Raw genomic sequence first — 23,363 nt, 5'->3', positions numbered from 1 at the left:
TAAGTTGTTTGGCAAAAAGGACAGTTGTATTATGCCGCCTTTAGAAATAAGGAATAAATTCATAAACTAAAAAAGGTCGCCGAAAATTGGCTAAACCTATTCTTAATTCATTAAAAGTGATTGGAGAAGCCTTGAAAGAGATTTTAATTAAATCAACAGTTACCTCCTGCAAAATTATACGAAGTTCCATCCATCACAGAAATTGGTCAATTATGTAGTACGTATATTTTCAAAAACTTTACTTATACCAAGGGAATAACAAATATTGAAACCACTGTGGACGAAATTCTGGCTCACAAAAAAGGAGTTTGCCAAGATTTTGCTCACGTGCTTTTGCAGATGCTGCGCACAGCTGGTATTCCTTCGCGCTATGTAAGTGGTTATGTTTGTTCAAATAATGCTATTTTAAGAGGCGAAGGAGCAACTCATGCTTGGGTTGAATTTTATACCCCAACCCAAGGCTGGCTAGGCATTGACCCTACCAATAATATTTGGACTATGGACAAGCACGTAAAACTTTCTGTGGGGAGAGATTTTGATGAATGCACTCCTGTAAAAGGTTCTTTTAAAGGATTTGCCAAGCAAAATCTTACTGTTAGTGTTGCAATAAGTTATGAAGACGGTAGACTATTTGAAGAAAAAAACGAAGTAAAACTCAAAAAAGTTTCTGATGAAGTGCAAAAACAACTCGATCTTATTGAATACCAACTCAAGCTGCAAATGAGGCAACAGCAGCAACAGCAACAGCAACAACAGTAGCTCAGTTTTCTATTTACAAAAACAGCACCATTTTATCATTAAAAAATGGTGCTGTTTTCGTTTTATTCTAACTTCATTACATATTAAACAACCAACTCGACGGATTGTTATAGGTAGTATTTTGTGAAATGGTAAATTTTAGAACGGTTCTTCCGGTCTCTCCATTGGTTCTTACCCTACCAATTCCTTGCTTGATACTAACTTTATCACCCTTGCTTACCGATACGGAACTTAAGTTTTGGTAAACCGTAAAATAGTCCCCGTGTTGAATCATAACTGCTTTATTTACAGGAGATAATACCATTACGCTAGTTACTTCGCCTGCAAAAACCGCTCTGGCTGTCGCTCCCTGATCAGTGGTTATTTCGACACCACTATTGTGAACCCTCAAAGACGGAAATTGTGGGTGAGGCTGATCGCCAAAAGGCAGTGATACAAACCCTTTTTCTACTGGCCAAGGAAGTTTACCTCTGTTGGCTTTGAAATTATCAGCAAGTATTTTGGCTTCGGCTGTTAATACTATTTTCGAGGACATTGCTACAGGATTAGCAGACACGATAGCCTTGGCACGGGTTTTAATATCTTCGTTTGAATCTCCGCTTTTGGCTTCAGCTTTGGCTCTAGCCATTGCTTTTTCTAAGGCGGCTTTTCTATTGGCTTCGGCTATTGCCTCCCTTACGATTCGGTCAATCTGTCTGTCAATAGCTCTGGCTTCGGCTTGTCGTTTTTTGATTTCAGCTGCAATTTTATTCTTATCCTTTTTAATAGAATTTACTATTTTTTGCTGCTCTTGCTTGGCTTTTAGCAATGACAATCTTTCTTTTTCGTTTTCTTCAATCAATTTTTGTTTGGCCGATTTCTGAACTCCTAATTTTTCATTATGCTCTGCCAACTGGGTCGATTTAGATGTAATCTCATCGCCTTGCATTTTTCTATAACTCGTATATTGTTTCATATACTGTGCTCTTTTATAGGCTTGCAAAAAGCTGTTTGAAGACAGAATAAACATTGCGCGGCTTTGCTCTGAACGGCTTTTGTATGATTTTACAATCATCTTGGCGTAATCTGCTTTTAAGGTATCTAATTCCCTTTTTAGCTTGTTGATTTGCAGTTGATTGATGTAAATATCATTGCCCAATAATTTGGCTTGTCTTTCGGTGGTATTGATCAGTTTTTCTTTTAGCTTTATTTTATTAGCTTGAACGATAACAACACTTACTGCTGATTTTTCTTTTTTCTTGACTGATTGCAGCAGCCTTTCATTATCTCTGATTTCTTGCTGAATTTGGGCTTTTCGTTGTTCTAATTTTTCTTGCTGTGAATCTTGACTCCACATCAATGAAGTCATACTTAGTAAAATTAGGCTTATGAGAAATTTTGGCATGGTATAAAACGTTTGTGCAAATTTACTTAATTATAATTCTTTTGTAATCATTTGGAACACTATAAGGAAAAGAAAGTTCTTCATTGAAGTTCACTGCGCTATAAATTAAGTTTATCTCCGCTTTGCCCTTCTTTTGATAGGAGTCGATGTTGATGGCCAAAGGTAGGGACATTTCCTTAAACTCTTTTTTATTGGAATACACCACCTGAATCATTCTTTCTTCTTTGGTTTGTGAAACCTCTTGTTTATTTATAGAGTAATTATTGGCATCAATATAGAACGATTTCTTTGTGTTCGCATCCGATATCTCATCCAATCGATATACTTGATCGGCAAGTGTCTCTGTATATTTTCCCTCTTTCAAATTATCTATCGCTCTACCTAAAATCAGATTTTGAACTTTATTATAATCTAAATCGGTTCCTAACAACTGACTTAATGCGGTGAAATCACCTTCGTAATAAGTGCCTCCAAGTTTTTCATAATAACTGACCTTGGTGGGAGTAATCAATGCTTTTGCCATTGTAATCCCTAAAAAACGAACGCTTACCAAAATCTGTTCGTCTTTTTTGATCTTTATTTCGGCAGTTACGTTCTGGCTTTGTTTTTCGGTTACATATTTAGCACTCGCTTTTATATATAATGTAGAAAATTCATTTTTATTGTTGTAATAGTTTTCTATGGTTTTATTGATGCTCTTTCTGTTTTCGTTTTTCGATGCATCCACCACGGCGGTCTTAGATTTACACGACACCAATGCTAATGAACTGGCGAAACTTATCAAAAAAAGTATTATTATGTTTTTGTATATTCTATTCATTCTATCTGTTACTTTTTAGCTTTTACCAATTGATTGGCTTTTGCAAAATACATTTCTTTTTTCTTGAAATCACCTAAACCGTTGTAGGCCTCCCCTAATTGAAGATTAAAATTGGCTTCTAGAACCACATCGCCTACTACATAATCTAAGCCCATTTCCAAAAATGTAATTGCGTTTTTGTACTGTTTTAATTGATTGTTGCCCACACCCGCAAAATAATAAAATTGCGGTTGACTTGGATAAATCTCTATCAAATTGGCCGCTTTTTTTGCCAATAGTTCAAACTGTTTGTTTTCGACATAGGCTTGAAGCAGCAATAAATTAGTTTCCACATCTTCGACAGAATTGCTTTTTAACGCCTTCTCAAAATATAAAATGGCTTTATCCGCTTGCTTTTTGTTCAGGTAGAATTTACCTATTTCCTTATTTAGATTTGCATCTGGGTCTTTGTCAAAATAGGAAAAAGCCTTTTCTAATTCAGGCGTAAACTTGGGATTTGTTTTGACAAAATTCAAGAAATCAAGCAGCACTTTGTTTTTAATTTTGGCGTCTATGCTAGTACTAGCCAAAATCACATTCATCGAATTTATCGCCTTTTGCGTATCGTTTTTGTCTAAATAATATTTAAAAAGCCCTACTTGTGCCCATTCCGAACCTGGAATTTCGACTTCCAGTTTTTTGATGATTTGCAAGGCTTTTTCGGCTTCATTATTCTGAGAATACAACTTCAGTAAAGCTATATAATTGGACTCCACCTTTGGGTTCTTATCTATTTGATTTAACAAATTTTCTATTTCAGCATTTTGATATTTCCCTTGCGACAAAATTTGTGTTTTATACATTTCCCGCATAGAAGATTTTCCTGCCTTTTCATTCAACTCATTGATGAGTGCCAGTGCCTTGTCAAATTGCTGTGTGTACATATACAACGAAACCAAATCTTCCTTATATGCGGGGTCAAATTCTATCAACTTGTTAATGTTGACAATGGCTTGATTGTAATTCTTTGTTTGATAATTTACCTCATACATTCCCGCCCAAAACCATTTGTTTTTCGGGTCAATTTGTGCTGCTTTTTCGAATGAATTATAAGCACGCTCATAGTCTTTTTGTCCCAAATAATTCTTTCCCAATTCAGAGTAAATTGTGGCATCATTGGGTTTTAATTTCAAACAATGTTCTAATTCTGTAATCGCTCGGTCATAATTTTCGATCCCTTTTTGCTTCAAAGATTCATAAAAATAATCTTGAAATTTATCTTCATCCGGCACTATTGATTCGGGTTCGGCTTGCGCCAATAGCAAAGCTGAATTGCAAAGCAAAACCAAGAATAAAAAGAATGAAATTGTTTTTTTCATTGTTGTTGCTTCAAATATTACAATCAACTTATTAAAATCCATTACTTTTTTTAAACCATTAAGAAAATTAAGTTTTTAGTCTTAATGAGCCTTAATTTCTTAATGGTTTAAAAGTAAATAGCTTAATTTTTTAATTTTCAACCTGAGTTAACACCTCTTTATTATTCCAAAACCGAATAATCACCAATGCTAATGCTGGTGAAATTACCATCAAAACTAGCGTGGCTTCCTATCATGGCGTTGTCAAGATTGGCGTTTTTGATATGCGAATGCGTTTGGACCAAACTGTTTTTTATAGAACTATCAACAACATGACATCCATTTCCTAAAGACACGTTTGGACCAACTGTTGCGTTAATCAAAACAACGTCTTTTCCAATATAACAGGGAGGAACTATGGTTGAATTCTCCAATTTTACAGTGGAATCTATTAAATTCTCTCCGTCATTATGTAAAAAACCTAGCATTCTAGAATTAGTTTCGACGGTTACATCTTTGTTACCGCAATCCATCCATTCGGCGACTTCTCCCGGCACAAAAATCATTCCTTTGGCCATCATTTGTTTGATTCCGTCGTTAATTTGATATTCACCACCGTTGATGATATTGTTATCTAAAACAAATTGCAATTCGTTTTTAAGAACGGCAACATCTTTGAAATAATATATTCCAATAACAGCAAGGTCAGAAACAAATTCCTTAGGTTTTTCGACTAGCTCAATGATTTGATTTTTTTCATTTAAATTGACTACCCCAAAAGCTTCTGGCTGATCTACTTTTTTTACCCAAATCACGCTATCAGCGTTTTGATCCAAGTCGAAATCGGCACGAATCAAAGTATCGGCATATGCAATCACAGCCGGTCCGCTCAAAGAATCCTTGGCACACATAATGGCGTGACCTGTTCCCAATGCTTCGTTTTGATAATAAATTGTTCCTTTTGAGCCTAACTTTTCGGCAATAGCGATTAAATCTTCTTCTACTTTTTTGCCAAAACTTTCGTGGATGATAAAAGCAATTTCTTCGATTTCCTGATTCAAAACTCCTGCTATATCTTCAACCAAACGATGCACAATTGGCTTTCCAGCAATTGGAATTAAAGGTTTCGGAATGGTTAATGTGTGTGGTCTTAGTCTGCTTCCACGTCCAGCCATTGGTACTATTATTTTCATACTTACTGCCCGCGAAGGCGGGTATCTTTTTAATACCTACGAAAGCAGGTATCTTGGTTAATAATTATTTTTTTCTTACCTGCGAAGGCAGGTATCTATCTCATTCCTACGAAGGCCATATTCCTGCGCAGGCAGGAATCTATCATATTTATTTTTTACTTCTTACTTTACTAAAATCGAAATTCCAATTTAAACTAATATCCATCCAAGTTGGATTCATATCTTCAATTAATTTTACTTTCCAATCTCGCTTCCATTTTTTTAATTGCTTTTCTCTAATTGTAGCCTCTAAACCATTGTCCCATTCTTCAAAATAAATTAACTTATCGCAGTTATATTTTGCCGTAAATGAATTTGGATAAACCTTTAATTTATGTGCTTTGACTCTTTCAATTAAGTTATCGGTAACTCCAACATAAATGACTCCTTGATGCTTATTGGTCATTATGTAGATATACCACAATTTCATTTTCTCCTTTATTCCTGCGAAGGCATTATTCCTGCGAAGGCAGGAATCTTATTTATAATCATTTTTACTACTCAAAATGTCTTTTCTCAATATTCCTGCGAAGGCAGGAATCTTATTTATAATCATTTTTACTACTCAAAATGTCTTTTCTCAATATTCCTGCGAAGGCAGGAATCTTATTTATAATCATTTTTACTACTCAAAATGTCTTTTTCCATCTATTAGATTCCTGCCTTCGCAGGAAGTTGAAAATTAAATCACGAGATTCCTGCCTTCGCAGGAAGTTGAAAATCAATTCACAAGATTCCTGCCTTCGCAGGAAGTAGGAAAATCAGTTCACGAGATTCCTGCCTTCGCAGGAATAGGAAATCGATTTACAAGATTCCTGCCTGCGCAGGAATTATTTAACCCCCGTACTCCCAAAACCACCTTCTCCTCTCGAGGTTTCTGACAATTCTTGAACTTCAATCCAATCGGCTCTTTCGTGTTTGGCGATGATGAGTTGAGCAATGCGTTCTCCGTTTTCGATGACAAAAACCTCATTGGATAAATTTACTAATATCACACCAATCTCTCCGCGATAATCCGCATCAACAGTTCCAGGAGAATTCAAAACCGTAATTCCTTTTTTGGCAGCCAAGCCACTTCTAGGTCTTACTTGCGCTTCATATCCTATTGGCAATTCGATAAAAAGTCCTGTTTTTACAATAGTTCTTTCTAAAGGATTTAAGGTGATTGAATCGGTTAAATTGGCACGCAAATCCATTCCTGCCGAAGCTATGGTTTCATAGTTGGGTAAGTCGTGTTGCGATTTGTTGATGATGTTTATTGTCATTGTAAATTAATATAAAATTTGTTGATTCTGGAATGCCCTAGCCCCGATAGCAGTGGAAATCCTTTTCTTTTTTCCTTTAAAAAAGAAAAGATTACAACGAATAGCGGGAAATAGCTCCTAATTTTTAGCCGGACGTTTTAATATACCCAAAATAGTTTGTTTCTCGGTGCGATATATGAAATACATAAACCCTATCAACAATGAGATTCCAACAAAATAGTTCTCTCTAAATCCATAAAAAGAAATAATCGAAAACAATATTGACAAGCCGAGATATCCGCCTATTTTTTCTATATCATACGGAATTGGATAGTATTTATTTCCGAGCACATACGAGATAACCATCATAGTTCCGTAAGCCGAGATGGTAGCAACTGCCGAACCATAATAGCTGTATTCAGGAATTAAAAGATAATTTAAAACCAAAGTTATAATCGCTCCAACAATCGAAATGTATGCGCCTATTTGAGTCTTATCGGTCAGTTTGTACCAAACCGAAAGGTTGTTGTAAATACCCAAACAAAAATTGGCTAGAATAATGAGCGGTACGACTTTCATCGCCTCCCAATACGATTTATCAGCCAATAAAAGAAACTTCAATACATCGGCGAAAACAATTACACCCAGAAGTATTAATGATCCCAAAATAACGAAATATTTGGTAATAACGGCATAGGTCTCGGGTGCTTTATCATTTGACGAATGGCTAAAAAAGAAAGGCTCGATTCCTAAGCGGAATGCTGTGGCGAACAAAACCATAAACAAACCGAGTTTGTAACAAGCCGAATAAGCTCCTACTTCGGATTTGGCTATGTTTTCGGGAAGCAAATTTCCTAAAAGAATTTTATCGAAATGTTCGTTGACCGCAAAAGCAATTCCCGCCACGAGAATGGGCAGGCCATATTTCATCATTTTTTTCCAAAGAAGCTTGTCGAATCTTCGCTCTAAACTGAAGTAATTGGGCGAAAGCGCTACTAATGTGAGTAAACTTGCCAGTAAATTGGCAATGAAAATATACGCAATTTCAGAGTTTTCGACATACAAATTATCGACGAAAGAATTAGGATTGTCTGCGGCAAGTTCAGGTAAATAGACCAAAAAGAAAATATTGAGAATCAAATTGACCATCACGTTTCCTATCTTGATGGCAGCATATCTCATTGGTCGTTGATTGGCTCTGAGCTTAGAAAACGGAATAATTACTAGCGCATCAAGCGCTAAAATCCAAATAGCATAAGTAATGTATTGTACATCGACATTGGCATATGCGGCTAATGAATTTCTGAAAATTAAGGCTGCAAAAAGGAAGATAATGGTTGACCAAAATATTGAAATGGTGGAAGTAGCAATTACATTTTGCTTGTCCTTTTCAGAATTATAAAACCTAAAAAAAGCAGTTTCCATGCCGTAAGACAGAATTACATTGAAAAATACCACATAAGAAAGTACGATGGTCATTTCTCCATAATCGGCAGTAGGTAATTTTCCAGTATATAATCGCACCAATAAAAAACTCAACATTCTCGGCAAAACCGTTGCGAGTCCGTAAATGGCAGTTTGTTTGAAAAGATTTTTATACAATCCCAAGTGTGTCTCTATTAATTTTATGACACAAAAATAACCAATTCTTTGGTTTAATTCTGAATTTATTAATTCAATCCAAACAAAGTCTATTTAAAAATTCAACCACAAATTACACAAATTCTCACAAATTCTTAAAATTAGAGCAAATTCGTGACGTTTTAGTCTTTTTAAATTAAGAGATTTAAGTCAGTCCGTCTACGTTTAATGTTTTCACAAAATGAAAACCTCGGGGCATATAGCCTTGATTGTAATAAAATCGGTGCGCGGTGAAATTTTGGGTATAGGCGTCGAGCACAATCATTGTGCAGCCTAAATCGGTTGCTTTTTGATTGACATAATCTGTGAGTAGTTTGCCGATTCCTTTTGAACGATAATCAGGATGCACAATAAAATTATCAATTTCCAAATACTTTCCTGACCAAAGTTTGATTCCATACCACAAACCAGTAAGTCCAACGCACTCTTCTTCATCAAAAACGGCAACCTGTGTATAATTGTGCAGAACCATTGCTTCAAGGTATGTTTTGTATTTTTCTTCCGAAATATTGGGGTACAAATAGCGGATTATTTCGATTTGTTCGAACATTTCTTCGATAGTGGTGAGTTCTACTGTTTTCAAAATTATTTTGGTATTGCAATTAGGGGATAAATTTAAACAAAAAAAGTCCCGCAATTTGCGGGACTCTTGAAACTTATTTGAGCTGATACTTATTTTTTGATCACCCTAACTGTTTTGCTGATATCTCCTTGTTTCAAAGCGATAACATATACTCCTGGAGTAAAATCATTTCCAATCGTTTGTTCATTTATTTCTGAGTAATCTACATCAATAGATTTTACTGTTTTTCCAGTAATGTCATATGCTGTTACTTTTACTTTTTCGTTAGAAGAAGAAACATAATCGAATTTGAAACTGTCTGAAGACGGGTTAGGATATACTTTTAAAGAAAATTCAGCATTTGCAGCAAATTTATCATTACTAAGTGTTGTAAAATCAGCACCTGTTAAAGCGATAGAACCTGTTGCTGGTCTGTAATCTAATCCTGTGTAAATGCTTCCGTCTGCAGTATTGTAGGGTGTAGTTAACAAACCTGCGCTGCTAGCCTGAGAGGTATTGTTATTGTTTGCAAACCAAGTTGCCACATCATAAGTAGTTGGAGAAGCTGCTACAACAACTTTTGTTGCTGCTGTACCTGCAATAATATTACTTTTGAATTTCAAGGTGTTGTTTGTTGCGTTAGTTTGTGTTGTAGCTCCATCTAACACTACCCCGTCTACAAAATCCATAAAAATAGAATTCCAAATTTGAAGTTGTGTATTTCTTCTTAAATGCGCTCCTCTTCTATGTCTATTGTTTAAAGTACCTCCGTTTGGCAATGTAGTTCTGTAGGTAGGTCCAACCAAAGTACAGTTTGAAAAAATACCTCTTGTGAAACTTGTTCCTGCGGCACTTGTTGAATTATTATCCGTTTCAAAACAATTAGAATCTGAAGTGTCTGCCGCTGAAGGTTCTTTGATAGCCAAACAAAATTGAACTTTACCACTAAAACCATTATCAGTATCAAAATCATCATCAAGACCATTGAAAGCAACCAAGTGAAAACAATCATTTGCGCCTCCAAACCATTCGAAAGAATCATCATTAGCATAGGAAACCTGCACATAATCTATTTTGGTTCCTTTGCCGCAAGCTCCCATTGTCAATCCATTAATCTCTGTATTACTTCCTGCCGCACCATAAGTAAACCCTGCAAATTCTATTCTCACATATTTCAAAGAACCTGAATTGTCATTGTCATCAGGAGTTGCACCACCACCAAATTCTGTGTCAGCAGTTGGTGCAATTCCCTCGATATTATTTACTCCACCGTTGATATTGTAAGAGCCTTTACCTAGTAAGATAACTCCTCCCCAATCTCCTCGGTTTCTATTTCCTGCTGAATTTCCAGAGGTGAATACAATTGGACTGCTAACTGTTCCTTCTGCAATAAGTTTAGCTCCTTTGGTAATAAACAAGCCTGCTCCAGGAGTAATACTCGCAATGACCACCCCTGGCTCAATGGTTAGGGTAGCGTTGTTTTTTACATAAATTTGTCCTCCTAAAGCATAGGTATTACCTGCTGTCCAAGTAGTATTTGTAGTTATATTAGCAGAAACAGTTACTGTTGGTGTTGGATACACTTTGTTTTGAGGGTCAAATTCGGTCCAAGTGTCGGTCCACATTGCTGTTGGAGCTGGAGCAAATGCACCGCGATATGTTGTTGTAGTAAATTGAGCAAAACCAGTAAAAGTTACCAGTAATAACATTGATAAAGAGTAAATTTTTTTCATTTTGTGTGTGTGTTTAAATTTTTTAGCAATATTAAGATTGTAATGTAAACACTATGTAAACTAAGGGTTACAATAACAATATCATTATGTTTCCTAAACATTAAGAGCCTGTTTCAAAAACAAGCTCTTAAGTACTATATTTTATAGGTCTCTAGAAATTATAAGTCATTGAAAAAGAAAAAACGCGTCCAAATGTATTTCTACTCACTTCATCATCCACTTTAGCATCAAATCCATTCTTATTTTGAGAATCACCTGTGAATACTTTGTTTACAAAGCCATCAAATCCTTTAATTTCTTTGGCTCCAGGCAAGTCATTGTTTTGGTAAAAAACTAAATCCTCTGCTAATGCATTTCGAACGTTTAATTTTAATTCAATTTTGTTTTTCAAAAGGTTTTTTGCTATTTGAAAATCTAAAAATGTTCTTGATTTTTCCCAAAATGCAGGTGCGGTGTTTCCAGTAGTTTGGTTTCCGTGAATCGTAATTCTATCTCCCACTCTATTTGTATTGGCAGCAAATGACCATCCCAATTCTTTATTTATATATTGTAATCCGGCATTAAACACATAAGGTGATTGCCCTTGCATTGGGGTTTTAAATGCGGTCGGGGTGAGGTTTGATATATCGACTTCAGAACGAATTACTGCCAAATTGGAGAAAATAGTCAAATCATCTAAAAATTTATTTTCCTTCGCTCCAAATAAAGTACTTACTAAAAGTCTAAACTCTAATTCAATACCATAATTGGTTCCTGCAGAAGCATTTTGATATATATTGGAGTTGTTGGCTAAAGCTTGTAATTCGATTGGGTTTTTAAAATTTTTATAAAAAGTAGATACCGAAAACATTTGCCCTTTGCCTAAGAAATACTCATATCGTAAATCAGCATTATAAATATCTGTGATTTTTAAGTCTGGATTTCCAGAGGTATTAAATCTAGTGTCGAAATCGTAGAACAAAAAGGGCGCTAATTCTCTAAATTCGGGTCTATTCAATGTTTTAGAGCCACTCAATCTCAAATTTTGCTTTTTATTTAGGCTATAAATAAGGTTGAAAGAAGGCAATATATCTAATTGTGTGTCATCTACTACAACAGGCGCATTCACCTCAGATTTAGAATTCAGTTGCTGTGAATAATTTTCAATACGAGCTCCCCAAATGATTCTCCATTTATTAAACACGTTGTCAATCATCAAATAACCAGCATCTAAATTAGATTCTGCATCATAATAATCACTTCCTTTGGTACCTTCAAAAAGAGTCAGACCACTAACTCGAGGCGAAGTGGACAAAATTCCCATATTTGAAGACTTGAATATGGTTTCATTTGGCAAGGTTGGTATTGTACTCGAAAAAGTGTTGGTGCCCCAATTTATCCCATTCACTCTTCCGTTAAAAGGAATGTACCCCAATTGTCTCGCTTGAAATTTTCTGTTACGAGATTGTGTAATTCCTCCTATTTTGATATCGGCAGAAAAATTATCCGAAAATTCCAATTTTTTACTAATGTCTATCTTGGAACTAAAAATGTTTTCGCTGTTGTTTGATGTAAAAATAGACCCTGGATAATCGAGACCTACCGCGTTTATAACAAAATTTGCTGTAGGCACAGATTGGGTTCCATCTGAATATTGAATGTACTCATAAGTGTTTCTTCTTTCTGATGGTACTTCTCTTTGAACATTACTGTACGAACCTACCCAACCAATTTTAATCTTACTTTCAGGCAAGAAATGTTCCCCAATAAATTGTCCTGTATATATTTTGTTTTCAGTAAATAATCTGTTGGTAGAACTTGACATTGTAGGTTCTACATCTTGTATGTTTTTGGTTCCTAATCGATCTGTATATCTACTTTCAGAAGTTATACTGTATAAATTTTTGAAGCTAAACCTGTTATTAGTGTTTAATTTTAAAGAAAGATTCACTATTGCACCAAGCAATTTTTGTTTTCTATAATTATCATTATGGAAATCTTTATTTTGTACACCAGGTGTTTCATACTCTTTTAAGGTTCCTACTCCAAAAACATTAGTAACATTGTTGGTCGCAGAAGCCAATAGGCCTAAACTTTGTGTGTCATTGAATTTGAAATAACGTCCTAAAGTGAACTGAAAGTTGGTATTAGGATCAAATTTGCCCTCATCCACACTCCAATCAGTTTGATAGGTCTTTGCCAAAGAGGCTATTTGTTGTATGCTTGTTTCCGTTTTCTGGTTTTGTAAAGCGATAAAATCAGTTGAAGTAGGAAAATAAGATGGCAAACCAACTTTCACATCGTTTGCTTCAAATCTAGTTTTATTTGTTGTGATAGTATTGTATCCCGCTCCTACTGTAATGGATTGAAAGTTTTTCTCTGGGGTTGATTTGGTGTTTATTTCAATGATACCTCCTGCAAATTCTCCTGGTAAATCTGGCGAAGCCGTTTTGTTAATCACTAAATTATCAAGCATGTTAGCCGGAAAGATATCAAATGAAAAAGCTTTTTTGTCTGGTTCTGTGCTTGGTAGCGGTGAACCGTTTAAATAGGTAGTATTATAACGGTCATTTAATCCCCGTACAATTACAAATTTATTGTCTTGAATACTGGTACCGCTAATTCTTCTTAGGACATCTGAAGTAGTTCTATCTGGAGTTCTTTTGATGCTTTCTGCCGAAATACCATCAGAAACTCTGATGCTGTTTTTTTGCATCGTCAAAAGCGATTGTACCGATTCTGTTTTTGCTTTAACCGTTTTGATGACTACCTCATCTAACACTCCGTTCAATTCAGACATAGAAACATTCAGCACAGTAGCTTCTTTATCGACAACCACCACCTCGTCAACTACTTTTGTAGAAAAAGAAAATAAAGAAAACTCTAAAATATATTGGCCCGCTGGCATTTTTCTGAAATAAAATTTTCCTTGAGCATCGGTTTGGGTAGAAAATTTTGTGCCAATTATTGCCACCAAAACACCTGGTAACGGTTTTCCTGTAGATTCCTCTATTACAGTTCCTGTAATAATAGAATTTTCGTCTATTGTAGTTGTTGCTATTGTTTCTGCTAAAGAAGCATCCGCTAGGTCAGTTGCTTTATTATTTTGCGAATAGACCGAGGTAACGAACAATAAAAAAAAGATAAGATTTGATAATTTCATTGAAATATTTTTGATTAAAAATTGCTAGAATTTCACGGCAAAAGTACTATCAATGAAGGTTTTTAATGTTAATGGTAGATTAACATATTTATATTAAAATCCTCTAATGTTAATTTATTGTGAGCTAAACGATAAGTATTTGTTGATTTAAATCTAAGTTAAAGTTTATGTAAAATTTTCTGTCATTTAAGTATAAAAAAAATCCCGCGATTGCGGGACTCTTGAAACTAATTTAATTTAAAAGTTAGTTTTTGATAACTCTTACTGTTTTATTGATATTCCCTTTTTTTTATAAAGAATAACTTATTCTTAACAATAAACAAAATCTATAAAGATTTTGCTTAACAAGATTACATCAATACATTTTTGAAAAATCTTGAAGAAATAGATTTAAATCTAAAAAAATAAAAATTAGTTTGGTTTAAAAATCCAAACAGACGAATTAACAAACCTATTTTGGCATCGCGGGCATTTTCATTCGCACCGTTGGTGTAGTTAGGGTTCCTAAAAAAGCAACTAAAGCTTTCTCCTCCTCTTTTGTCAATTTTAACTTTTTGAGTAGTGGCGAAGTAGTAGGTTTAAGCGAATCGCGTGCGCTTCCTTCGTATTTCTTTTGAATGGGACTTGGATTTCCTAGATTATACAATTGTACTACGTCTATCAAAAACGGAAAATGTCCGTGGTGCATCCAAGGTCCTGTTCTGCCGACTTCGCGCAAGGTTGGCGTTCTGAACTTGCCTATATCTCCTTTGTTCTTTGTGAGATTGTACAATCCTAAATCTTCATTTACGGTACCAAATAAGGTCTGCCCATCATTATGAAACTGATTGTCTGAAAAATAAGGTGTGTTGTGGCAGTTGATGCATCCCGCTTTGGTTCTAAAAAGATGTAAACCTTGAACCTCTTGATCGGTAAACTCCTCTGATTTTCCGGATACAAAACGGTCGAATTTACTACTTGGAGAAACAATGGTGCGTTCAAATGTGGCGATTGCCTTTTGTATGTTTTCTTTAGAAATTTGTTTGTTATCAAACGCTGTTTCAAACAAATTGGCATAACCTTTTATGGATTTGATTTTTTCCACCGCAAAATCAATGTGCATATTCATTTCTAATTTATCTTGAATAGGGCCAGCAGCTTGGGCTTCGAGGCTAGCTGCTCGACCGTCCCAAAAAAGAGAAGTAGCAAAACCAGAATTTAAAATAGTCATCGCATTTCGACCACCATTTTGACGATCGTGACCAAAACTTCTAGTCAAATTATCGGTCCAACCCAATTCGGGATTATGACAATTGGCGCAAGAAATTTGTCCACTAACAGACAAGCGTGGATCAAAAAATAATATTTTGCCTAAATCGGCTTTTTGTTTAGAATATAAATTGCTTTCTGGAAAAGATACTTTTCCTAAAACTCCAATGTCTTGAAATTTAGATTGGTCAACTAAGGGATTCAAATTGGGTTTTGGCCACTTTTGATAATCTCCGCTGCTGTAGGCTTTTCTTAATTCTTGAATGGTTTCGAATCCCTCAGCAATAGTATCGTTGAACGAAACAAATCCCAAAAGAACAAAAACGGTGGAAAATAATATAGGAAATAATTTTTTCATAATTATCAGGTTTATAAAGTTAATCGATTAGAACAGTTTATAGGCAAAGGAGCAGGTAAAGGAGCAGCGGCATTGTTACGGTAAATATACATCGAACGCACGACATTACTGTTACCGTTGATTGCTGTTTCATCGCAATTGATATCCAAATACATTTCAAAACGGTTTGTAGTTGGATTGAAATAATATCTACCCGATCCACAAATGGGAACATTGACGTTCTGACTGTTTGATAATTTTACAAAAGTTAATGTTTGAGGCACAACTTTTACAATACCTCTTGTTGTACTTGTACCGTTTTCTGGGAAAAACTCAAGTGCTTGCAGAATATTGAACGCCGGCGAGGAATTACTTGTTCCACCATAAAAACGTTGAAAATCGAATGGGTTGGTTCCAATAGGTGCGCTATTGCCAACAAAACCAATTCTGTATTTGTGATATCCCAAACCATTATCAAAACTAGAACCTTTTGGTACAGCTACAGGTTTGGTAAACATTTGCGTTAAAGTTCCCCATCTACAATTCAAGGTCACAGGATCTCGATACCAAACCAAACAATAGGTCCGGTTTAATAAATCGGCGGTGTTATACCAAAGTGCCGCAGGATCACCCTCGCGAACTATATTCTCTGATTTAACAATATTTGTTTGATTGACACCCAAAACATTAAAATCAGTCAATCCAGTATTTAAAGTTAACTGTAAATTGGTCGCAAATGGCGTGGTGGACAACACTTTAAGTTTATAAAAAATTTGCGTCGCACCGTCAATAAACGGCTGTCTTTCTAATGAATAAGAAAATGCACTGCTCGCAGCATCACAAATACTACCTACAAATTGCGCATTGATAAAATCAAAATTACCAACTGTAGCGTTGGTTATCGGTTGCGAAAAATTAATCGGAATAAGTAATTCCTCATTTAGCGTGCCTTGGATATTGTACAAGTTTTGGGTAAAGTTGTAATTCACTTTTTGTAAGTCGCCCAAAATAATGGTAATATTATCCATTCGTTGTGCAGTTCTGTCCCAACCTATTTTTAATTCAGGATTGCTAGTACTGGTTATGGTTAACTTAATTTTATTGCTATTCGGACTGGTCCACCTTGTATTGAAAGCAATTCTTAAAGTATCAATTAATTTTCCTGAGGGAATAGTTAACTTTTGAATTGGTGCAATTCGATAATCAGTAAAAGTTCCCTCGGTGGTTATTGAATAAAAAATATCCGTTGGACGATCCTTCAAAGTCGTGGTCATCACTACTGGAATGTTAATACTTTTGGTTGTTGTTGCTGTATAACTTTCGTTTTCGATGGCATTTTGCTGCACTTGAGGAAATACTAAAATTTCATTATTGGCATTGACCAACAATCCGAAGCGGACAAAATTATAATTTTCGTCATATAATCCTTTTTCGCTACAGCCTGCAATGATTATAAGTACTAGCAAGCCAAAAAGTGTTTTTTTAATAGCCTTCATTTTGAATCACATTTTGATTGACATTAATTGTACTTTGTGGAATAGGTAAAATAAACCTATTATTAGGATAATCAAGATTGCATGTTTGTGCCAAACACCCTAAATTTCGCACTACATTTTTATTGAATCTTGCAATATCAAAAAATAAATTACCCTCGAAACAAAGTTCTTTTCTACGTTCTAAAAAAACGGCATCGAGCAAATTTGTCGTGTTGGTAAGGGCCGTTATACCCGCACGCTGTCTAATGGTATTTAGGCTTAAAAGTGCAGCCGTATTGTTTCCTAATCGGGCTTCGGACTCTGCAGCAATCAAATACATTTCGGACAATCGCATATACTGTGTTCCTGCATTGTCTTGAAACTTTTTAGTAAAACGAAAAGTTTGTGGCTGAAAAACCGTCGACGATATCTTAACAGCTATTGCTTGATTGATAAAGCAATTTCTTCGAATATCATTGGTGTCAAAGATCAAATACAAATCATCTGATGCTGAATAAGCGCCATAATTTAATGTTGTACCTGATGCAACCAAAAAATAAAATTGTGCAACCGTGCTACTAGAAGTTCCTGTTTCATTGTTGATTGGAGCCGAAAACTCTAAAATAGTTTCAGAAACCGGCAATGATGGTTTTTCCCATTCGGTAACATAGTTTTCCCCCGACATTAGCGCGATTCCTGAATTTGCAATCACATCGTTTGCCATTGTTTTGGCCAAAGTCCAATCTCTTTTTTGCAGGGCTACTTTCGCCAATAGTGCCTTAGTTGAAATAGCATTAAAGTAAGAAGTTTTGGCGCCAGCAAGCGCTTGATTTGCAGTAAATAATGTGAGCGCTTGTTGCAAATCGCCGACGATTAAGGAATAAGTCGCTGCAACAGATTTTCGAGCAGGATAATCGACACCTCCGATTAAAATCTTATCAGCATACACAACACCTTTGTGCGAGGCATCGGGCGTATAATTGTAGGTTTGAGCAAACAATTGTGCCAATTGAAAATGAACCAAACCTCGCAAAGCAAACGCTTCGGCTTTAATTTGATTTTTTTCTACATCTGTTGCGTCTGTTAGTTTAGAAACATACAAAAGAATATTATTCAAATTGTAAACTATTTCATAAGCATCTTGATAATAACTTTTAAAAGAAAAATCGTCTCTGACGCAATTAAAATTATAAAAATCGTTGACTCTAGCCGGTATTGCAATAATGCCTTTATTTGTTCCCGAAACTGTTGGCGTAAAAGTAATGTTGCCACCTAAAAGATCCGCATACAAAAATCCCAAATCACTTAATAGCGCTTCTGTTTGATAATAAGCGCCGTTCAAAGCTTGTTTCGTTCCTGTTAAAGTCGAAAATTGTTGGCTTATAGAGATATCCTCTCGGGGTTCGACATTTAGAAAGTCGCTACACCCTGAAGAAATAATACAGATTAAAACACAAATTATTTTTTTCATTTTCTTAAAAATTGGCTTGAAACCCAAAGGTTAATGTACGCGCTTCTGGATATTTGAACCTAAATTCGGCAACTCCATTTCGGTCAGCTGGACTCTTTGTTTTATAAAAATAAAAAACATTAGAAATATCCATAAAAAAGTTGACCGATTTAATCCAGTTCACATTCATTTTATCCATTGCAACAACATAACTCAAATTCACGTTTTGAATTTTGATATGCGAAGCATCATACAAAAATCGGCTAGAGTTCGATATAATGGGGTTATTGTCTGTAACACTTGGATTTTGAGTTATATCACCTTGCTGACGCCAATGATCAATTGCGTTTACACTTAAATTTCGGTTTACTATAACACGATATTGCGACACCAATTCATCATCAATAGTAAAAGAATCGCCATATCGATAACTTGCTCGAATGCCTAAATTTAGTTTTTTGAAAAAGGTAAAACTATTTTGAATTCCTCCAAAAAAATCAGGTGCCGAATCGCCAATAATTTCAGCATTGGCAACCGTAAACAAATTACTGTAGGATGCGGCATCATACAGTTGACCATTTTGAAAAAAGAGTTCTCGCCCTGTTGCTTGATCAATCCCTGCAAACGGCGCGCCCCAAATTGCTGACGTTGATACACCAATTTTTTGAGCTCGACCTAAAGCTGCTGCTGAAAACGTTTCCCCAAAACCATTCAAATCAGTTACTTTATTTTGAATTTTGCTAATATTGAAATTGGTCGTCCAGGCAAAATTTGGGTTTTTGATCCAATTGGCTTGTAGGGTCAGTTCGACTCCTTGATTAACCATACTCGCACCATTGATTTGGATACTAGTGAATCCTATCTCGGCTGGTGTGGTTTCTGATGTAATAATATCGTTCCGATTATCGATAAAAAACTCACCCGTAATTTTAAACTTCTCCAAAAAATTAAAATCCAAACCAATATTGAATTTATAATTTCGCTCCCAAGACAAATTAGGATTTGGCGCTGTCGATGGTGTAGCATAAGTACCACCATTATAACCATCATTACCTGTTACATCTAAATTATACAATCCTAAAGCGCGGTAAGAACCAATTCTTGAATTTCCTGTCACACCAAAACTAGTGCGTAGCCTTAGAAAGTCAATTGTTTTGTTTTTCTTCAAAAAATTCTCGTTGCTCACATTCCAGGAAAGTCCGAAACCCCCGTTGAGCGCTGCGTTCACATCACTTCCAAAAGCAGAACTTTCGTCTCGTCTTATGTTCAACAGCACAAAATAACGTTTGTTGTAATTGTAATTGAATTGTGAAAAGATGGAGCGGCGTTTGTCTTCGCTCAGCAACGAATTGTCCGAAAATGTTTTCTTGGCTTCATTTGCAGGATTTACAACATTTGGATTTACAAAACCGGTGCCCGAAACTCTTCTGCTTTCTGTTCGCTCGCTTTGCATTTCAAGACCCAATAAGCCATCAAACGAGTGCAGTTTTTCCTTTCTTTCGTACATAATAGTTGTACTTTGATTCCATCTAAAACTATCGCGGTAGAACTCAAATCTTCTACCCCAATTGGGGTAAGTGATCAAATTATTATTTTCGTTTGGTGCTTGAAAGGTGCCGTTAAACTGTCCGCTTTCATTTTCGCCCGAAAAATAACGCGTTTGGTATTTGTCTGAAAAATCAGTTCCGAACAAGATGCCAATTTTCAAATTTTTTGTAAAAGCATAAGAAGCATTAACACTTGCGAGCATACTTTTTACATTAGTTTCGTTGGTGTTTTGAGCTGCAACCGCTAGCGGATTTCCAAAACCTGCGTAACCCAAGGATGAAAAACTTCCATCCGCGTTATAAGCTGCAATATTGGGAGGAAGCGGGAATCCAAATAATGTGTTTGGCTCGTTTTGAACGGTGTAAGCGGGAGTAATACTAGTTTGTATTGATAATTTATTCTTCGCAAAACCTACATTGATATTGCCGCCATACCGCTTGAAGTTATTCGATTTTTGGGGCTCTTCATTGAGTAGCGCATTGAAAGAGGATCTAAAATTCCAGTTTCTAGAACCAAAACTAGCATTGAAATTATAGCGATTAAATGAACCATTGCGATTGAGCAAATTGAACCAATCTGTATCAATTAATCGTGAACCTGCGTTGCCACTTGCTTGACTTTCGCTTTGACCTTGACTTATTAAATATTCTTTTTTGATGTCATAAAACTGTGGACCCGAAAGGTATTTTATTTGATTTATCGGAGCCGAAAACCCAGTTTGTGTTGCAAAAGTAAATGATGGTTTTTTTGATTTTCCTTTTTTGGTCGTTACTAAAATAACCCCATTTGCAGCATCGGCTCCATAAATCCCTACTGCTGCGGCATCTTTCAATATGGTAAGTTCCTCGATGTCTTCTGGTGAGATTTTCGCTAAAGGATTTTTGAATTGCTCAGATCCTGCTCCTCCATCAAAAAGCTGGCTATCAAAACCTTTTTCTTCACTCATAATAACGCCATCAATAATAATGAGCGGCTGTGTTGATGTTCCTGTTAAATTGCCGTTGAGTGGCGTTAAAGTTCCTTGACCTCGAATTTCAATTTTTACTGGCGAACCTATTGTTGAACTGCCAGTAATTAAAACGCCTGCTGCGACACCATCTAACATTTTGTCAAAACTTTCGGCCACTTGTCGCACTTGTAGTTCAGCTGCTTTTACTGTTGTAATTGCTCCTACTGCTTCTTCTTTGCGTTTTTTAGTTCCATAAGAAGAGGTGATGACCACATTGTCAAGTGTAAAATCGTCTTGCTCTAAAAAAATTGTAAACGTTGTAGCATTTCCTACCCGAACATTTTTAATTTCATAGCCTATGTACGAAATTGTTAAAACTGTATTAGGAATATTTTTTTCTTTAATAGTATATGAAAATTTTCCGTTTGCATCTGTAATCGATCCAATTCCTGAATTTTGAATCAAAACAGTTGCTCCAGCCAACGGTTTTTTAGTCTTTATATCTAGAACCTGTCCCGATATAGCACGCTGATTTTGTGCAATACTATGGAAGCATATATTCAAGATTATTAGTAAAAAAATATTTTTTAAAACTCTCAATTGGAAAATATTTATTAAAATAAAAACTCAATGGAATACATTGAGTTTTTTTATTAAAATTGATGGATTATTCTAAACCCAATTATTTTTTGATGATTTTTTGTCTTGAAATGAATTCTGAATTTTCCAGTTTTAAAAGATAGACCCCTTTTTCTGCTTCAAAATCAATCTCGTTGTTGTTTACAGTTCCTTCGCTTACTGTTTTGCCGAGTAAATCTAAAATTTGATAGTATACTGTATCGGTGCTTTTCAAATTCAAATACATTTTTCCGTTGGTCGGATTAGGATATACTTGCACTCTTTCAGCAAAATCTGCATTTGAAACTGATAATACTGGTTCATATTTAAACAATTCAGTGCCATCGGTCGAAGCGGCTGTAAAGAATAGTTTCCCGCCAACTGCGGTAATATTACTCACTCCTGTTGGATTTACAACAGGTGAATGCAAACTTGAAACGCTAATTGTACCTACTGGAGTGCCATCGGTTTGCCATAATTCGCGAAATTCATCGGCGTCTTTGCTATCGGCTGCAAAATAAACTGTAGTACCCAACAGAACAAAATTGGAACTTAATGTATTTGCTTTCGCATTAAAATCAGCTAGTTTGGTCAATGTTGTCCCGTCGTATTTATACAAATCGTTAGCATCGGTGGCGGAATCGGCCGCAAAAAAATAAATAGCTCCATTTACACTTGTCACTTGATCGGGATTAGAACTTCCTGTTCCGGAAAAAATATCTGCAACTTCTACGGTTCCGATTTCTGTACCATCAGTTTTCCATAGCTCAGCGCCATTTGCACCAGTCGCTCTAAAGTAAACTGTACTTCCTATGGCTGCAAACCGTCCTGGAGATGAAGCCGTGGTACCAGCATTAATATCTTTAACTAAAACGGTTCCAGCTGTTGTACCATCAGTTTTCCATAATTCGGTACCCGTAGTTCCTGAATTTCCTCCAAAATAAATAACATTTCCGGATTTAAAAAAAGTAGTTCCCACACCGCCTGTTGTTCCTGTTGTTATATCCAATACCAAACCAGAATTAGCTCCAGTTCCATCTGATTTGTAGATTTCTCGACCTGTATTTGAGACAATTTGTCCCAAAATTCCAGTCCCATTTAAATTTTCGATCCACGTAATACTGTTGGTCGTTCCAGGATAATCGATCACATTTACTGTTCCGGCTGTTGAACCATCGGTTTTCCATAATTCATTGCCGCCAATGCCATCACTTGCCGAAAAAAGCATCGTTGTTGGGTTTATAATGGTAAAGTTTTGTGGGTTTCCGCTAGCATTGGCAGCGGTAGCATTGATGTCTTTTACCAAAACTGTTCCTGCATTTGTACCGTCGGTTTTCCACAATTCGGTTGCATTTACGTCGGTTCCATTTGAAGCGGTAAAAAGCACTTGTCCTGAAAAACTAGTAAAATTAGCTGGATTACTTGTGCCAGAAACTGTTGTTCCGGCATTAATGTTTTTTACTAAAACAGTCCCAGCATCGGTTCCGTCAGATTTCCACAGCTCTACTCCATTGACACCATCGTTGGCACGGAATAACAAAGTTCCGCTAAAATCAAATAAATTTGCAGGCGAACTTGAATTGCCTACACCAGTCCAAATATCTTTTACTTGCACTATTTGTGCAAATGAAAATGATGATATTAAAAGAAATAAAATGTAAATATTTTTCATAGAAATAAATTTAGGTATTGCATTAACTGCAAATCTATTTAAAAAAAACTGATATTACAATTTTTTTTTAAGATTAATCTAACTACTAAATAGTCATTCCTTAAGAACCCACTTTTTGAGTTTTTAGATTTTTTACCAAAAATACATCTGCAAAAATAAGCAGTAAAAATTCGAGCCAAAGAACAATTTGCTCTTTGATTTGGTTGAATCGT

Annotated in this window: 16 protein-coding genes; 1 reads left to right on the top strand and 15 read right to left on the bottom strand. The window is 35.7% G+C overall.

Translation table 11 applies throughout. The features are described from left to right. Window positions 1-192 precede the first annotated feature (192 nt). Entirely contained in the window at window positions 193-759 is a 567-nt protein-coding gene (locus ACIQ1E_RS08935) for a transglutaminase family protein (protein WP_396170663.1), read from the top strand. 76 nt (window positions 760-835) lie between these two features. Here the strand turns inward: ACIQ1E_RS08935 and ACIQ1E_RS08930 are convergent, their stop codons facing one another. The 15 genes from ACIQ1E_RS08930 to ACIQ1E_RS08860 form a co-directional block, all read right to left on the bottom strand. Continuing rightward, window positions 836-2,143, bottom strand: coding sequence for a peptidoglycan DD-metalloendopeptidase family protein (locus tag ACIQ1E_RS08930; protein ID WP_396170661.1), 1,308 nt, complete (start codon window positions 2,141-2,143; stop codon window positions 836-838). A gap of 22 nt (window positions 2,144-2,165) precedes the next feature. Next, entirely contained in the window at window positions 2,166-2,963 is a 798-nt protein-coding gene (locus tag ACIQ1E_RS08925; RefSeq protein WP_396170659.1) for a DUF4292 domain-containing protein, read from the bottom strand. An 8-nt stretch (window positions 2,964-2,971) separates the two neighbouring features. Further along, the gene (locus ACIQ1E_RS08920) at window positions 2,972-4,321 is read right to left on the bottom strand and encodes a tetratricopeptide repeat protein (protein ID WP_396170657.1); all 1,350 of its coding nucleotides are present in this window, start codon (window positions 4,319-4,321) and stop codon (window positions 2,972-2,974) included. A gap of 161 nt (window positions 4,322-4,482) precedes the next feature. After that, a complete protein-coding gene (locus ACIQ1E_RS08915; protein WP_396170655.1) occupies window positions 4,483-5,493 on the bottom strand; it encodes a sugar phosphate nucleotidyltransferase in 1,011 nt (336 codons plus the stop codon). A gap of 148 nt (window positions 5,494-5,641) precedes the next feature. Continuing rightward, on the bottom strand, window positions 5,642-5,962 hold the full coding sequence (locus ACIQ1E_RS08910) for a GIY-YIG nuclease family protein (protein ID WP_396170653.1): 321 nt from the start codon (window positions 5,960-5,962) through the stop codon (window positions 5,642-5,644). A 400-nt stretch (window positions 5,963-6,362) separates the two neighbouring features. Beyond that, complete coding sequence (gene dut / locus ACIQ1E_RS08905; RefSeq protein WP_396170651.1) at window positions 6,363-6,797, bottom strand: dUTP diphosphatase; 435 nt, start codon at window positions 6,795-6,797, stop codon at window positions 6,363-6,365. A 117-nt stretch (window positions 6,798-6,914) separates the two neighbouring features. Beyond that, window positions 6,915-8,384: a lipopolysaccharide biosynthesis protein gene (locus ACIQ1E_RS08900; protein ID WP_396170649.1), complete on the bottom strand. Its 1,470-nt coding sequence runs from the start codon at window positions 8,382-8,384 to the stop codon at window positions 6,915-6,917. Between the two features lie 178 nt (window positions 8,385-8,562). Then, on the bottom strand, window positions 8,563-9,000 hold the full coding sequence (locus ACIQ1E_RS08895; protein WP_396170647.1) for a GNAT family N-acetyltransferase: 438 nt from the start codon (window positions 8,998-9,000) through the stop codon (window positions 8,563-8,565). An 89-nt stretch (window positions 9,001-9,089) separates the two neighbouring features. Next, window positions 9,090-10,712, bottom strand: a complete 1,623-nt coding sequence (locus tag ACIQ1E_RS08890; protein ID WP_396170645.1) for a T9SS type A sorting domain-containing protein — start codon at window positions 10,710-10,712, stop codon at window positions 9,090-9,092. Between the two features lie 151 nt (window positions 10,713-10,863). Continuing rightward, entirely contained in the window at window positions 10,864-13,854 is a 2,991-nt protein-coding gene (locus ACIQ1E_RS08885; RefSeq protein ID WP_396170643.1) for an outer membrane beta-barrel protein, read from the bottom strand. A gap of 451 nt (window positions 13,855-14,305) precedes the next feature. Then, on the bottom strand, window positions 14,306-15,460 hold the full coding sequence (locus ACIQ1E_RS08880) for a cytochrome-c peroxidase (RefSeq protein ID WP_396170641.1): 1,155 nt from the start codon (window positions 15,458-15,460) through the stop codon (window positions 14,306-14,308). 11 nt (window positions 15,461-15,471) lie between these two features. Then, window positions 15,472-16,935 (bottom strand): hypothetical protein, encoded by a 1,464-nt coding sequence (locus ACIQ1E_RS08875; protein ID WP_396170639.1) that lies wholly within the window; start codon window positions 16,933-16,935, stop codon window positions 15,472-15,474. Continuing rightward, window positions 16,922-18,385 carry a RagB/SusD family nutrient uptake outer membrane protein gene (locus ACIQ1E_RS08870; protein WP_396170637.1) on the bottom strand — a complete coding sequence of 488 codons (1,464 nt, stop codon included), beginning with the start codon at window positions 18,383-18,385 and terminating at the stop codon, window positions 16,922-16,924. The genes ACIQ1E_RS08875 and ACIQ1E_RS08870 overlap by 14 nt, the downstream gene beginning before the upstream one ends. Window positions 18,386-18,389: 4 nt before the next feature. After that, on the bottom strand, window positions 18,390-21,425 hold the full coding sequence (locus ACIQ1E_RS08865; protein ID WP_396170635.1) for a SusC/RagA family TonB-linked outer membrane protein: 3,036 nt from the start codon (window positions 21,423-21,425) through the stop codon (window positions 18,390-18,392). Window positions 21,426-21,543: 118 nt separating this feature from the next. Beyond that, on the bottom strand, window positions 21,544-23,151 hold the full coding sequence (locus ACIQ1E_RS08860) for an ELWxxDGT repeat protein (RefSeq protein WP_396170633.1): 1,608 nt from the start codon (window positions 23,149-23,151) through the stop codon (window positions 21,544-21,546). Between the last annotated feature and the right edge of the window lie 212 nt (window positions 23,152-23,363).

Origin of the sequence: Flavobacterium sp. (assembly GCF_044348915.1) — a bacterium.
Classification (GTDB): domain Bacteria; phylum Bacteroidota; class Bacteroidia; order Flavobacteriales; family Flavobacteriaceae; genus Flavobacterium.
The sequence above is the reverse complement of the archived record's forward strand: the minus strand, read 5'-3'. Positions and strand labels throughout refer to the sequence as shown.